We start from the raw sequence: 13594 nt of genomic DNA, 5'->3' as shown, positions 1-13594 counted from the left end.
TCACACCTGCAGAATGGAAGAAACGAGAAGCTGGGTGTAGGGCGCACGGGGATCGTCAAGCACGCGGTCGGTGAGGCCGCTTTCGACGACGCGGCCGTCCTTCATCACCATCATGCGTTGCGACAGCAGACGCGCCACCGCAAGGTCGTGGGTGACGACGATCGCCGCCAGGCCGAGATCGGTGACCAGGCCGCGCAACAGGTCGAGCAGGCGCGCCTGCACCGAGACGTCGAGGCCGCCGGTCGGCTCGTCCATGAACACCAGCCGCGGCCCGGTGACGAGGTTGCGGGCGATCTGCAGGCGCTGGCGCATGCCGCCGGAAAAGGCGCGCGGTTCGTCGTCGATACGGTCCTCGTCGATCTCGACGCGCGACAGCCAGTCGACGGCGGTAGCGCGGATTTTGCCATAGTGGCGGTCGCCGACCGCCATCAGCCGCTCGCCGACATTGGCGCCGGCCGACACCGTCATGCGCAGCCCGTCGGCGGGGTTCTGATGGACAAAACCCCAGTCGGTGCGCATCAGGAAGCGTCGCTCGGCCTCGCTCATGCGGTAAAGCTCGCGGAACTGGCCGTCGCGCATGCGGTAGCTGGCGGTGCCGGAGCTCGGCAGCAATCTGGTCGACAGGCAGTTGAGCAGCGTCGTCTTGCCGGAACCGGATTCGCCGACCACCGCCAGCACCTCGCCCGGCCACAGGTCGAAGCTGACGTTCTCGCAACCAATGCGCGAGCCGTAGAACTTGGACAGCGCGGAAACGCGCAGCAGCGGTTCGTCGGTCATTGCGCCGGCTCCCTTTTTTCCAGGGCAGGAGGGGTCTCGGGCGCAAGGTGGCCGCGATGGCCTTGCTCGCGCCGCTTCTCGCAATGGTCGGTATCGGAGCAGACGAACATGTGGCCGCCATGGTCGTCGAGGATGACCTCGTCGAGATAGACGTTTTCGGCCGCGCACAGTGCGCAGGGCTGGTCGAAGGTCTGCACCTCGAACGGATGGTCCTCGAAGTCGAGGCTGACTACGTCGGTGAAAGGCGGCAGCGCATAGATGCGCTTTTCGCGGCCGGCACCAAACAGTTGCAGAGCCGGCGAACGGTGCATTTTCGGGTTATCGAACTTCGGCGTCGGCGACGGGTCCATCACATAGCGACCCTCGACCTTGACCGGATAGGCGTAGGTGGTGGCGATGCGGCCGTGCCTGGCGATGTCTTCGTAGAGTTTTACATGCATGAGGCCGTATTCCTCCAGCGCATGCATTTTGCGCGTTTCCGTCTCGCGCGGCTCGAGGAAGCGCAGCGGCTCGGGGATCGGCACCTGGTAAACCAGCACCTGGCCCGCGGTCAGCGGATGTTCGGGGATGCGGTGGCGGGTCTGGATGATGGTCGCCTTTGCCGTCTCGGTGGTGACGGCGACATTGGCGACCTTCTTGAAGAAGGCGCGGATCGAGACGGCATTGGTGGTGTCGTCGGCGCCCTGGTCGATGACCTTCAGCACATCGTGCGGGCCGATGATCGAGGCGGTGACCTGGACGCCGCCGGTGCCCCAGCCATAGGGCATCGGCATTTCGCGCGAGGCAAACGGCACCTGGTAGCCAGGAATGGCGATGCCCTTGAGGATCGCGCGGCGGATCATCCGCTTGGTCTGCTCGTCGAGATAGGCGAAGTTGTAGGTTGCGATATCGGTCGGTTGTGCGGTCATTCCGCGGCCTCCCTTTTTTCTTCGACCTTGCCGGCATTCTCGCGGGCGTCGTGCTCGGCGCGCATGCGGCGCACCAGGTCGAGCTCGGCCTGGAAGTCGACATAGTGCGGCAGCTTCAGATGCTCGACGAAGCCGGTCGCCTGGACATTGTCGGAATGCGAGATGACGAATTCCTCGTCCTGGGCAGCGGCGACGACATCTTCGCCGAATTCGGTTGCGCGAAGCGCGCGGTCGCAGAGCGCCATGGCCATCGCCTTGCGCTCGCTCTGGCCGAAGACGAGGCCGTAGCCGCGGGTGAATTGCGGCGGCGCCTTGGCCGAGCCCTTGAACTGGTTGACCATCTGGCACTCGGTGACACGCACAGAACCGAGCGGTACGCCGAATGGCAGCTCCGGCACGTCGAGTTCCAGGTCGACCTCGCCGATGCGAACCTCACCGACGAACGGATGGTTGCGGGCATAGCCGCGCTGGGTGGAATAGCCGAGCGCCAGCAAAAAACCCTCGTCGCCGCGTGACAGCGCCTGCAGGCGGATGTCGCGCGCCATCGGAAATTCCAGCGGCTCGCGGGTGATGTCGCCCGGGATATGGTCCTGCGGCATGTCGCCATCGGGCTCGATCTGGCCTTCGCGGGCGAGGATGGCGGAGACACGCGGCATGGCGTCCGCGTCGCTGGCACGCTGCAGCGGCTCGGCGACGCCGCCGCCGGCGGCAAGCTCGGGATCGAGCAACCTGTGCGTGTAGTCGAAGGTCGGGCCGAGAAGCTGGCCGCCAGGCAGATCCTTGTAGGTCGCCGACACGCGCCGCTCGACCAGCATCGCGCCGGTGTCGATCGCCCTGGTGTAGCCGAAGCGCGGCAGCGTCGTGCGATAGGCGCGAACCAGGAAGATCGCCTCGATCATGTCGCCGCGCGCCTGAACGATGGCCAGCGCCGCCAATTCGCGGTCGTGGAGCGAACCTTCGCTCATCACCCGGTCGACGCCGAGCGCCAGCTGCTCGACGATCTGGTCGAGGCGAAGCGCCGGCACGGAACGGTCGCCGCGGCGGCGGTCGGCGAGCAGGGCGTGGGCGTTGGCAATGGCCGCTTCACCGCCTTTTACCGCGACATACATATCACGCCTCCATCGTCTTGATGCGCGTCGTGCGCGGCAGGCAGGCAACGCCTTCCGGGGTGGCGAGGATAATGTCGACACCACGGGGAAAACGCTGATTGTTCTGCTTCCATTGTTCGACGAAGTGGCGCGGCATCTGCGCCGGCGCGATTGTCGCGGTTGTTTCGATGCCGGGACCTTCGAGCAGCAGCGGGGCGCCTGAGACGAGATCGCTGACCTGCAGGATCAGCGTCGTCGAGCGGTCGGGATAGTCCTGGGTGCCTTGTGAAAAGCCGTCGAGCGCCATCATCTCGGCCGGCGTGGCGATCAGCGCGAAATGCGCATCGGCTGGCGTGTGGGCCAGTGGCGCGCCGGTGTGGAAGCCGAGCCAGGATTTCACCGCTGCTGGGGCCTGCAGAACGAGGTCGAGCCAGAGTGGCGTGTCGTTGTCGCACAGCGCCAGCGCGATGGCGCCCGCGGTGGCCGACAGCGGCGCCGGTGGGCGGGCAAAGACCGGCAGAGGCTGCAGGGTGCCCGGCCGCGCCATTCCGTCCATCACGGCGCGGAACACTGTCTGGGCGTCGAACACCGGATTGGCAAAGCCGCCCTCGATCGCTTGCGTTGCGATGTCCATCAGTCTTCTCCGCGTACCATGGTGAAGAAATCGACCTTCGTTGCCGCCGTCTCGGCGCGCCGCCGCTCACGTCGGCTGGCCAGTGCGGCCTGCAGCGGCGCAATGAGTTTGCTCTCGACCTCGTTGCGGCGGGTGGGATCCTGCCAGAGCGCGTCGGCGATCGCCGCCAGTTTTGCTTTCTGCTTGTCACGGCCGAGCGCATAGCAGTGGCCGACTTCTCCCGAGGCAAGCCGCACAGTCGCGCGGGTGACCGTCGCCTCGCCGAGGTTGAATGGTGCGCCGCCGCCGCCGATGCGGCCACGCACGGTGACCAGGCCGGTTTCAGGGCCGCGCAGGAGTTCTGCTTCCGAAGGCAGGCCGGCTTCGTTCCAGAGGCGGACGATATCGTCGCCGGTCGATTGCGCCAACGTCGCCATGACGGCCTTGCGCTCAAGCTGCTGATCGCGCGCTTCCTGTCCTCGCATGGTTGACATTCCCTTGCATCGAAAATTCGTCTATTGATATAGACAATTATACAAATTATATCTATTTTCTAAAGCGTGTCCATGACGGACGGATGACAGCGCGAAAAAGATCGGGGCAAAGAAATGATCGGTCAGCAGATGGCCAGCAGCTTGGAGCGGCGCAGCGGCGTCTCGCTGTGGCGGCAGATCGCCGACCAGATCCTGCATTCGATCGCCGTCGGCGACTTTGCCGAGAATGCTGCATTGCCACCGGAAGTTGCACTGGCCGAGCGCTATGGCGTCAACCGCCATACGGTGCGCAGCGCCATCGCCGCACTGGTGCAGGATGGCGTGCTCAGGGCCGAACAGGGGCGCGGCACCTTCGTGCTGTCGCGCAAGCGCCTGTCCTATCCGATCGGCGCCCGCACCCGTTTTTCGGAGGGCTTGCAAGGGCAGGCGTCGGAGCGCCGCAGCGTGCTGCTCGAATCGGCGGTCGAGCCGGCCAGCCGGCGCGTCGCCGAAGGGCTGGGGCTTGCCAGGGGTTCGACTGTCATACGCCTCGAGACACGCGGCGAAGCCGATGGGCAACCGGTCTCGCGTGCGACCGGCTGGTTCGACGCGGCTCGCTTCGCCGGCATCGATGCCGCCATGGCCGAAACCGGATCGGTGACCGCCTCATTCCGGGGTTTCGGCATCGGTGACTATCTCAGACAATCGACGGTGTTGTCGGCCCGCCACGCGGACGCCGCCGACCTTGCCGATCTTAATCTGCAGCCCGGCGCTATCGTGCTGGTCACGGTCGCCGTCAACGTCACGCCGGACGGCCAGCCGATCCAGTTTGCCGAAACCCGGTTTCCGGCTGAGCGGGTCGAGCTCAAGATATCGGCGCTTTAAAGTCCGGTTCATCCGACCTGGATGACGGCCTTGATCAGGCCGGATTTCTCATGCGCCCAGCGGGCGAGGTCGCGCGGCGTGTCGCCAAGCGTCGTGCGATGGGTGACGAGCTTTGCCAGCGGCACAGCACCATCGCGGATCGAGGCGGCGACATGGTCGAAGTCGACGCGCAGAGCGTTGCGGCTGCCGATCAGCGTCATCTCGCGCTTGTGGAATTCAGGATCGGAAAAGACGATGTCGTCCTTGACGACGCTGACCAGGACCAGCGTCCCGCCATGCGCGACATGGGCGAAGGCTGACTGGACGGACTGGGTGTTGCCGGTGGCATCGAAGACCGCGTCAAAACCTTCGCCGTTGGTCGCCTCGCGAACTAGATCGGTCGCAGACTGCCGTGATGCGTCGAGGGTGGCGAAGCCGAGTTCGCTTGCGGCGAAGCCAAGCCTTTCCGCGCTCATGTCGAGCAGCGTCACGTCGAGACCGGCGATGCGGGCAAACAGCGCCGTGCCGAGGCCGATCGGCCCGGCACCGATGACCAGCGTGCGCGCGCCGGGATCAGCCAGCGAGCGCCGCACGGCATGCGCCCCGATCGCCAGGAATTCGACGGCGGCGGCATCGGCCAGCGACAGGCCGTTGGCCGGATAAAGATTTTGCGCCGGCACCAGGATCCGTTCGCACATGGCGCCGTCGCGGTGGACGCCGAGCACCTCGATCCTGACGCAGCAATTCGGCTTGCCTAGGCGGCAGGCGCTGCATTTGCCGCAAGCGAGATACGGGTTGATGATCACCGGCTCGCCCACCGGCAGGTCGACGCCTCCGCCGGCCTCGATCACGGTGCCGGAGACCTCGTGACCCATGATGCGGGGATAGGCGAGGAACGGATGCTTGCCCTCGAAGATGTGATAGTCGGTGCCGCAGATGCCGACATGACTGACCGCGACCAGCGCCCAGCCCGGCGGTGGTGTGCCCGGCGCCAGGCGGTCTTCCACAACAAGATCGCCGGGCGAACGGCAGATGACGGCTTTCATGCTTTGATCCAGTCGGTTCATGGCACCGCCGGCCCGATCGCCGGGCCGGCGGTTGTTAAGATGGTCTACTTGCCGCGGCGGCGCAGGCCGTCGAAATAGACGATGACGATGATCAGCACGCCGGTAATGATGCGCTGCCAGAAGGCATTGACGTTCAAGAGATTGGCGCCGTTGTTGATGGTGGCGAGGATGAAGGCGCCAAGCAGCGGTCCGTGCACCGAGCCGACGGCGCCGAACAATGAGGTGCCGCCGATCACCGACGAGGCGATCGCCTGCAACTCCCAGCCCTCGGCCTGTGTCGGATTGCCGATGCCGATGCGCGAGGCAAGCAGCACGCCGACAAAAGCCGCGCAGAGGCCAGACAGCGTATAGGCCATGTAGATGGTGCGCTGGACGTTGACGCCGGACAGACGCGAGGCCTCGGCGTTGGAGCCGACCGAGAACAGATACCGGCCCCAGCGGCTGTGATGCAGGAAGATGTAGGCAGGGATGCCGACCAGGATCACCATCCAGAACAGATTGGGGACGCCGAGGAACGAGCTGCGCGAAAACAACTGGAAGGCGTCGTTGTTGATCGAGATCGAGTTGCCATTGGTCATCAAAAGGCCGATGCCGCGCAGCGAGGTCAGCGTCGCCAGCGTGATGATGAAGGGCGGCAGGCCCATCTTGACGATGCCGAAGCCGTGGAACAGGCCGATGGCGACGCCAACCAGCAAGGTGATCAGGATGGCGAGGTAAATCGGCACGCCGGCATTGATCAGCATCGCAACGATGACGGTGGCGAAGCCAACCACGGCGCCGACGGAAAGGTCGATACCGCCGGTGATGATGACGAAGGTCTGGCCGACCGCCAGGATGGCGATCATCGAACCTTGCCGCAGCAGGTTCGAGATGTTGTTGGCGGAGGCGAAGCTCGGCGTCGCCACCGACAGGATGACCCACAACAGCACCAGCAGCGCCAGCAGCGTCAGCCCGAACAGCGCGTTGTAGTTGCGTTTCGGCCTTTCGGCCGCGATCGCCTCGGTGCTCATATCTGTCCTCCCGGTTTTTCTTGTTTCTCGGCCAGCGCCTGGGTGAGGATCTCCTCATGGTCGGCAGTGTGGAAACCATGAGTGGCCACCAGTTTGCCGCGCCGGAACACATGCAGCGTGTCGGCCAGTTCATAGACCTCGGGCAGATAGGACGAGATCAGGATGATGCCGGCGCCCTTGGACAAAAGCGCACTGAACAGGCGGTAGATCTCGGCCTTGGTGCCGACATCGACGCCGACTGTCGGCTCGTCGAAGATGAACAGCTTGGCGCCGTGCGCCAGCCATTTGCCGATGACGATCTTCTGCTGGTTGCCGCCGGACAGGCTGGAGGCGAGGGCGTGACGCGTCGGCGTCTTGATCCTGAGATTGGCGATCTGGCGATCCGCCTCGGTCTTCTCCTGTGCGCTGGAGATCAGCAGATTGCTGGAGATGCGCTTGTAGATCGGCAGATTGAGATTGAGGCCGACCGGCAGGTTGAGGCAGAGGCCCTGGTCGCGGCGGCTTTCCGGCGCCAGCGCCATGCCGAGCCTGATAGCGTCATGCTCGGAGTTGACCTGAACCTCCTTGCCCTCCCAGAGGATCTGGCCGGCCGACTTGCGGTGACGGCCGTAGAGCGTGGTGACGAACTCGCTGCGCCCGGCGCCGATCAGCCCGTAGAGCCCGACGATTTCGCCGGCACGGACCGTCATCGAGACATTTTCGAAGCCCTTGCCGGAGAGATTTCTGGCTTCGAGCAGCGTCGCGCCCGGGGTAAAATGCTCCTTGTGATAGACTTGCTCGATCGAGCGGTTGATCATCATCTTGACCAGCTCGGCGTCGTTGGTCTCGGCGATGTTCCTGGTGCCGACAAGCGTGCCGTCGCGCAGCACCGAGACGCGGTCGGCGAGCTCGAATACCTCTTCCATGCGGTGGCTGATGTAGATGATGGTGACGCCTTCGCCCTTCAGCCGGCGGATCAGCGTGAACAGCTGGTCGGCTTCCTTGCGGGTGAGATAGGCAGTCGGTTCGTCGAAGATCAGGAACTTGGTGCCGCGCACGGTGGCGCGGGCGGCGGCGATCAGCTGCTGCTGGCCTATGGTCAGGTCACCCAGCACGACATGCGCCGGCAGATCGAAGCCGAGATCGTCGATGATCTTCTGCGCTTCCCTGACCATGGCCCGCTGCTGCAGTATGCCGAAGCGGGAATCCTCCTCGCCGAGGAACATGTTGGCCGCGACAGTGAGATGGCGGCACAGAACGACCTCCTGGTGCACGGCATTGATGCCGAGCGCCATCGCCTCATGCGGCGTCGCCAGCGCTGCCGGCTTGCCCTCCCAGATGACGTCGCCGGAGGTGCGCGGCATGACGCCGGTCAAAAGCTTGATCAGGGTGGATTTGCCGGCACCGTTCTCGCCGACAATGGCGTGGATTTCGCTGGCCTTGAAGGCGAGGTCAACCGGCTTCAGCGCGTGCGTGCCGGGATATCGCTTCTCCAGTCCCTTGAGTTCGAGGATCGTCCTGCCCGGTTCCAGCGTTGGGGCGGGATGCAGTTCCTGCGCCGTCGACGTCATGACGTTCCTCCCAATTGGCCTCCCAGATTGGCCTCCCAGATCGGCCTCACGAGTGGCACGCGTGTAGGTCGTTTCCGGGGCAAAAAGCCCCGGAAACGGTGTGCCAATGCCGGTGCTCAGTCGAGCTTCGGATTGAGCAGCGCGTCGATCTTCGGATCTTTCATGTTAGCCTTGGTGACGAGGTTGGCGCCGGTGTCGACATTGGCCTCGACCTTCTCGCCCTTCGAGGCAGCGAGCGCCGTCTTGATGCCGTCATAGCCCATCCGGTACGGATCCTGGACGACGAGGCCGGAAATGACGCCGTCATTGAGGAACTTGACCAGCTTCTCGTCGCTGTCGAAACCGATCAGCCCGACCTTGCCGGCAAGGCTGTTCTCGGCGATCGCCTGACCGACGCCCTGCGCCATGATCAGGTTGGAGGCGAAGATGCCCTTGAGGTTCGGGTTGGCGGTGATCAGGTCGGTTGCGATGTTGAGGCCGGTGGTGGCCTGGCCGTCGGCGTATTTGTCGGCAATGAGCTTGAGGCCGGGATATTTGGCGGCAAGCTGTTCCTTGAAGCCCTGGGCGCGCTGCTCGAGCGAGCCGGCACCCGGAAGCGCGGTGATCAGGGCGACGTCGCCCTCGATTTTGCCGCCATTGGCTTCGCCGATCGCGGCCGCCAGCCCGTCAGCGGCGACGCGGCCGCCCTGGATATTGTCGGTGGTCAGGAACGAGGTGAAGGCCTTGGAGTCGGCGCCGGAATCGATGCCGATGATCTTGACGTTGGTGGCTGCCTCGTCGATCGGCTTGCCGAGCGCCTTGGCCTCGGTTGGTGCGATGACCACGGCAGCCGGATTGCCGGCGACGGCGTTTTCAAGGATCGAGATCTGGCCGTTGACGTCGGTCTCCGCCTGGGCGCCGAGTTCCGGCACGTTGACGCCGAGGTCCTTGCCGGCCTTGCGGGCGCCGGCCAGGACGATCTGCCAGTAAAAAGAGGTGGTGTCCTTGACGATGATCGGAATGGTTACGTCCGCCGCCGAAGCCGGCGCCGAATGCATCACGCCGGCAAGCATCGAGGCGGCGGCGAGCGCCACGAATGCGCGGCGGTTGAGAATGCTGGTCACGAATTTCATTAGACTTCCTCCCTAAGTCGCCCGGTGAACGTAGCGGAAGCTCGGTTTGGATAGGCGCTGCCCAAACGGAACTTTATCAATAAAAAACATTTACCGGATTTTGATAATGCATCGGTCCGGTCGACGCAAGCGGTGTTTCGTGTCGTCCTGCGTATGCCTCGACCGGAAGGGAGTGCCGATCCCTCTCATTGCCAAACCCCACAAATCCTCTCCGAAACGGCATGGAATATTAATTCCATCTTCCCGTCAAGATGGAATATTTGTTCTTTTTTGAGGCGTAAGGTGGGGCGCCTCCTGATCGCACCGTCCGCCGTTCAACCGGCGAAGGCCGCAGCGCATCAGCCGAGTTTCTGTACGACCGTGTAGGGATCATATTTGGCGAATTCTGTTTCGGGCACCTGGATGTCGAGCAGTTGCAGATTTCGTTCCAGATTGGCCGGTTTGGCGGTGCCCGTCAGCACAGAAGCCACCACAGGCTCGTGCAGCGGGAACTGGAACGCCGCCGCGGCAAGCGGGTAGCCGCCCTCGGCGGCGATTTTTTCCATGGCGCCGACGCGGTCGAGAATGTCGCCGGTGGCCGGCAGGTAGTCGAAATGCGCGCCCGGCACCGGGCCGGTCGCCAGGATGCCCGAGTTGAAGACGCCACCGATGATCAGCGAGGTCTGCCGTTGCCGGCAAAGCGGCAGCAATTCGGCTTCGGCGGTGCGGTCGAGCAGCGAATAGCGGCTGGCGAGCAGGATGCAGTCGAGCGGCGCCCGGCGCAGCACATCGAGACAGATCTGCACCTCGTTGACGCCAAGGCCGTAGGCGGAAATGACCTTGTGCGACTTCAGCTCTTCCAGCGCCTTCAGCCCGCCATCCATAAACTGGCGGAAATGCAGCTTCGTTTTCTCGACGCCATGCGTATAGACGCCGATGTCGTGAACGAACAGGATGTCGATTCGATTGAGGCCAAGCCGCGCATAGCTGAACTCGACGGAGCGCATGATGCCGTCGTAGGAATAGTCGTAGTCGGGCGCAAAGGGCAGCGGATCGACATAGGAATGGTCCGGAATCCGGTCTTCCGGCACCGGCCGCAACAGGCGCCCGACCTTGGTCGACAGCATGTAGGAGTCCCGCGGCTTGTCGCGCAGGAAATCGCCGAAGCGGCGTTCCGAAAGGCCGAAGCCGTAGAAGGGCGCGGTATCGAAATAGCGCACGCCGGCATCCCAGGCGACCTGCAGCGTCTGCATCGCCGTCTCGCGTGGGCAGGCTCGGTAGAGCCCGCCGACCGCCGCGCCGCCGAAGCTGACCTCGGTTATTTCCAGCGCGGTGCTGCCGACACGGCGTTTCTTCATGCAAAGCCTCCCACCGGCCATTTGCCGGCCCCGTCCATGTCTTAAGTCAGTTGGTGGCTGTTCTAGAGGGTCGCTCCGAGGTGCCACGGCACGAACTCGTTGTCGCCGTAGCCGAACTCCTCGCTCTTGGTCTTGCGGCCGGAGGCCGTCTCGACGATCAGCTCGAAAATCTCGCGGCCCATGCCGGCAATGGTCTTTTCGCCCGAGGCGATGACGCCGCAATTCACGTCCATGTCCTCTTCCATCGTGTGGTACATGGTCGAGTTGCTGGCGACCTTGATCGACGGTGTCGGCCGGCAGCCGAAGCAGGAACCGCGGCCGGTGGTGAAGACGATGACGTTGGCGCCGCCAGCCACCTGGCCGGTGGCGGAAACCGGGTCGTAGCCGGGCGTGTCCATGAACACCAAGCCGTGGCCGCTGACCTTCTCGGCATAGCCGAAGACGCCGTTGAGCGGCGTTTGGCCGCCCTTGGCGACGGCGCCAAGCGACTTCTCCAAAATGGTGGTCAGGCCGCCGCGCTTGTTGCCGGGTGACGGATTGTTGTCGATGGAGGCGCCATGCTTGGCGACATGATCTTCCCACCACTTTACATAGCCATCGAGCTTGGCGGCGATCTCCGGGGTCGCCGCGCGATAGGCGAGCAGATGCTCGGCGCCGTAGATTTCCGTCGTCTCGGAAAGGATGCCGATGCCGCCGACGCCGGCCAGGATGTCGACGGCGGCGCCCAGCGCCGGATTGGCGGTGATACCGGACATGCCGTCGGAGCCGCCGCATTGCAGGCCGACGACGATCTCGCTGACCGGGATCGGCTCACGCTCAAGCTTGCCGACCTCCTCTGATATCTCGGCCAGCACGACCAACGCCTTCTCGACAGATTTGCGCGAGCCGCCGGCTTCCTGGATGTTGAAATGGCGCTTTCCCGCGGCGACGCCCTTCTGGCCATAGAGGGTGAGCTGGTTGACCTCGCAGCCGAGACCGACCATCAGCACACCGCCAAAATTCGGGTGACGAGCATAGCCGGCCAGCGTGCGGTGCAGCACCATCATGCCGTCGCCGGTGGCGCTCATGCCGCAGCCCTGGCCGTGAACGATGGGAACGAAGCCGTCGATCCCCGGATATCTGGGCAGCAGCGTCCGGTTCGCCTCGTCGGCGATGGCGTGGCAAACGGTGGCCGAGCAATTGACGCTGGCGAGAACGCCGATGAAGTTGCGCGTGCCGGCACGGCCGTCGGCGCGGCGGTAGCCCATGAAGGTGCGGGCGCGATCGGCCTCTGTGGCGTGCACGGCCTCGCTCGGCGGCACCACCGGCAAACGCCCGGATTCGAAGACCAGATTGTGCGAATGGACATGCTCGCCGGGCGCAATGGCTTCAGTGGCGCGGCCGATCGCTTGGGCGTATTTGACCACGGCCTCGCCGGCGGCAATCGGCTTGATCGCCACCTTGTGGCCGGGTTCGATCAGCGCCGTGGCAACGGCGCCGCCCGGCAGCACCGCGCCGATCTCGATGCGGCCGTTGGCGACCGCGACATTGTCGGCGGGGGACAGAAGAATGCTGTTTGCGGTGTTCACGGGCAATTTCCTGGGTGTTCCTGGGATCGGCAAGCGATTGACACGCGCCTGTTAACAGTTAATGTCTTTTATCGTGAAAAAACAGTTTTGCGTCAATTGTTTTTTCGTGACGAAGCCGCGCGTTCTTGCGGATGCGCAGAGGACCGGACGCTGGAACCAGGCCTGACTTCCGAAAAGCGATTCCGCTTCCCGGGAGCCTGCGCCAGAAGCATCTGCATATCGCGCTTCAAGCCGGCCGCCGCAAGCGCCGGCGCGCAACGGGGCAGGGGATGTCGAAGAGCAACAACGTCTATAAGGACGCCTACAATCGCGGTTTGCGGCTGCTCGACGAAACGAAAAGCCTGCCGTCGGAGCCCGAGCTGGGCACCCTGCTTGGCGTCAGCCGCACGACGATCCGCACCATCCTTGCGCGCATGGAAGAGACCGGGCTGATCGCCTGGAACAAGCGCAGCAAGACGGTTTTGCGCGTGCCGCGGCCGGACGACTTTTTTCCCGAGGAAGAAACCGACACGCTGTCGCAGATCATCGAGCGCTCCTTCATGCGGCGGCTGCTTGCGGGCGGTGCTGAGCCCGGCATGCAGATCAACGAACTCGAGCTGGCGCGCGAGATCGGCGTTGGCACCACCAGCGTGCGCGAGTTCCTGATCCGCTTTTCCCGCTTCGGGCTGATCGAGAAGCGCCGCAACAGCCATTGGGTGCTGAAAGGTTTTACCCGCGCTTTTGCGCTGGAACTGACCGAAATCCGCGAGATGTTCGAACTGCGCTCGGCCGCCGCCTTCGCCGCGCTGCCGGAAGACAGCCCGGTGTGGGCCGACCTCGACCTGCTGGAGGATGAGCATCGCCTGCTGGCGCGCGAGATCGCCATGCGCTTCAACGAATTCTCGGAGCTCGACGAGCGCTTTCACCGGCTGATCCACCGCGCGTCGCACAATCGCTTCATCGTCGATTTCTACGACGTCATCGCCATGATCTTCCACTACCACTATCAGTGGAACAAGGCGCAGGAGCGCGAGCGCAACGAAGTGGCGGTCGCGGAACACCTGGCCTATATCGCGGCGCTCAAATCGCGCGATCTCGGCAAGGTCGACGCCGCCTGCCGCAAGCATCTGAAGTCGGCGCGCAATACGCTGTTGACGTCGATTCCAGAAGGCCAGCAAGCGTAGCGAGCTTTAGGTTGTTGTTTTATGCATGTCGTTATCGCAAAACCGCTGCACACTTTTGCGCGAC

At 64.1% G+C, this 13594-nt stretch carries 13 protein-coding genes; 2 read left to right on the top strand and 11 right to left on the bottom strand.

Annotated elements, in window-relative coordinates:
• The 5 genes from phnK to phnG are packed head-to-tail and all read right to left on the bottom strand — an operon-like array spanning position 1 to position 3871.
• Positions 1-777: a phosphonate C-P lyase system protein PhnK gene (gene phnK / locus AC0L2K_RS19260; protein ID WP_091595419.1), complete on the bottom strand. Its 777-nt coding sequence runs from the start codon at positions 775-777 to the stop codon at positions 1-3.
• The gene (locus AC0L2K_RS19255) at positions 774-1685 is read right to left on the bottom strand and encodes an alpha-D-ribose 1-methylphosphonate 5-phosphate C-P-lyase PhnJ (RefSeq protein ID WP_287344126.1); all 912 of its coding nucleotides are present in this window, start codon (positions 1683-1685) and stop codon (positions 774-776) included. Before AC0L2K_RS19255 ends, phnK begins: the two co-directional genes overlap by 4 nt.
• Positions 1682-2794 (bottom strand): carbon-phosphorus lyase complex subunit, encoded by a 1113-nt coding sequence (locus AC0L2K_RS19250; RefSeq protein ID WP_473532063.1) that lies wholly within the window; start codon positions 2792-2794, stop codon positions 1682-1684. Before AC0L2K_RS19250 ends, AC0L2K_RS19255 begins: the two co-directional genes overlap by 4 nt.
• Before the next feature lies 1 nt (position 2795).
• Positions 2796-3407 carry a phosphonate C-P lyase system protein PhnH gene (gene phnH / locus AC0L2K_RS19245; RefSeq protein WP_473532062.1) on the bottom strand — a complete coding sequence of 204 codons (612 nt, stop codon included), beginning with the start codon at positions 3405-3407 and terminating at the stop codon, positions 2796-2798.
• Positions 3407-3871, bottom strand: coding sequence for a phosphonate C-P lyase system protein PhnG (phnG, locus tag AC0L2K_RS19240; RefSeq protein WP_473532061.1), 465 nt, complete (start codon positions 3869-3871; stop codon positions 3407-3409). Before phnG ends, phnH begins: the two co-directional genes overlap by 1 nt.
• Before the next feature lie 123 nt (positions 3872-3994).
• On the opposite strand from phnG, the gene phnF reads away from it, so the two are divergent.
• The gene (gene phnF / locus AC0L2K_RS19235) at positions 3995-4744 is read left to right on the top strand and encodes a phosphonate metabolism transcriptional regulator PhnF (protein ID WP_128173461.1); all 750 of its coding nucleotides are present in this window, start codon (positions 3995-3997) and stop codon (positions 4742-4744) included.
• 8 nt (positions 4745-4752) lie between these two features.
• Here phnF and AC0L2K_RS19230 read toward each other — a convergent pair whose 3' ends face one another.
• The 6 genes from AC0L2K_RS19230 to AC0L2K_RS19205 form a co-directional block, all read right to left on the bottom strand.
• A complete protein-coding gene (locus tag AC0L2K_RS19230; RefSeq protein WP_473532060.1) occupies positions 4753-5769 on the bottom strand; it encodes a zinc-binding alcohol dehydrogenase family protein in 1017 nt (338 codons plus the stop codon).
• A 65-nt stretch (positions 5770-5834) separates the two neighbouring features.
• A complete protein-coding gene (locus AC0L2K_RS19225) occupies positions 5835-6800 on the bottom strand; it encodes an ABC transporter permease (protein WP_091595434.1) in 966 nt (321 codons plus the stop codon).
• Positions 6797-8350, bottom strand: a complete 1554-nt coding sequence (locus AC0L2K_RS19220) for a sugar ABC transporter ATP-binding protein (protein WP_128169642.1) — start codon at positions 8348-8350, stop codon at positions 6797-6799. Before AC0L2K_RS19220 ends, AC0L2K_RS19225 begins: the two co-directional genes overlap by 4 nt.
• 116 nt (positions 8351-8466) lie before the next feature.
• Positions 8467-9462, bottom strand: coding sequence for an ABC transporter substrate-binding protein (locus tag AC0L2K_RS19215; protein ID WP_027153111.1), 996 nt, complete (start codon positions 9460-9462; stop codon positions 8467-8469).
• A gap of 338 nt (positions 9463-9800) precedes the next feature.
• Positions 9801-10799, bottom strand: coding sequence for an aldo/keto reductase (locus tag AC0L2K_RS19210; protein ID WP_473532059.1), 999 nt, complete (start codon positions 10797-10799; stop codon positions 9801-9803).
• 62 nt (positions 10800-10861) lie between these two features.
• A complete protein-coding gene (locus tag AC0L2K_RS19205; protein WP_128169644.1) occupies positions 10862-12367 on the bottom strand; it encodes a UxaA family hydrolase in 1506 nt (501 codons plus the stop codon).
• A 269-nt stretch (positions 12368-12636) separates the two neighbouring features.
• Here AC0L2K_RS19205 and AC0L2K_RS19200 point away from each other — a divergent pair, with 269 nt between their 5' ends.
• The gene (locus AC0L2K_RS19200; RefSeq protein WP_473532058.1) at positions 12637-13530 is read left to right on the top strand and encodes a GntR family transcriptional regulator; all 894 of its coding nucleotides are present in this window, start codon (positions 12637-12639) and stop codon (positions 13528-13530) included.
• Positions 13531-13594: the final 64 nt, after the last annotated feature.

The organism is Mesorhizobium sp. WSM4817 (assembly GCF_055811135.1).
This window is presented reverse-complemented; position numbering and strand designations above follow the sequence as displayed.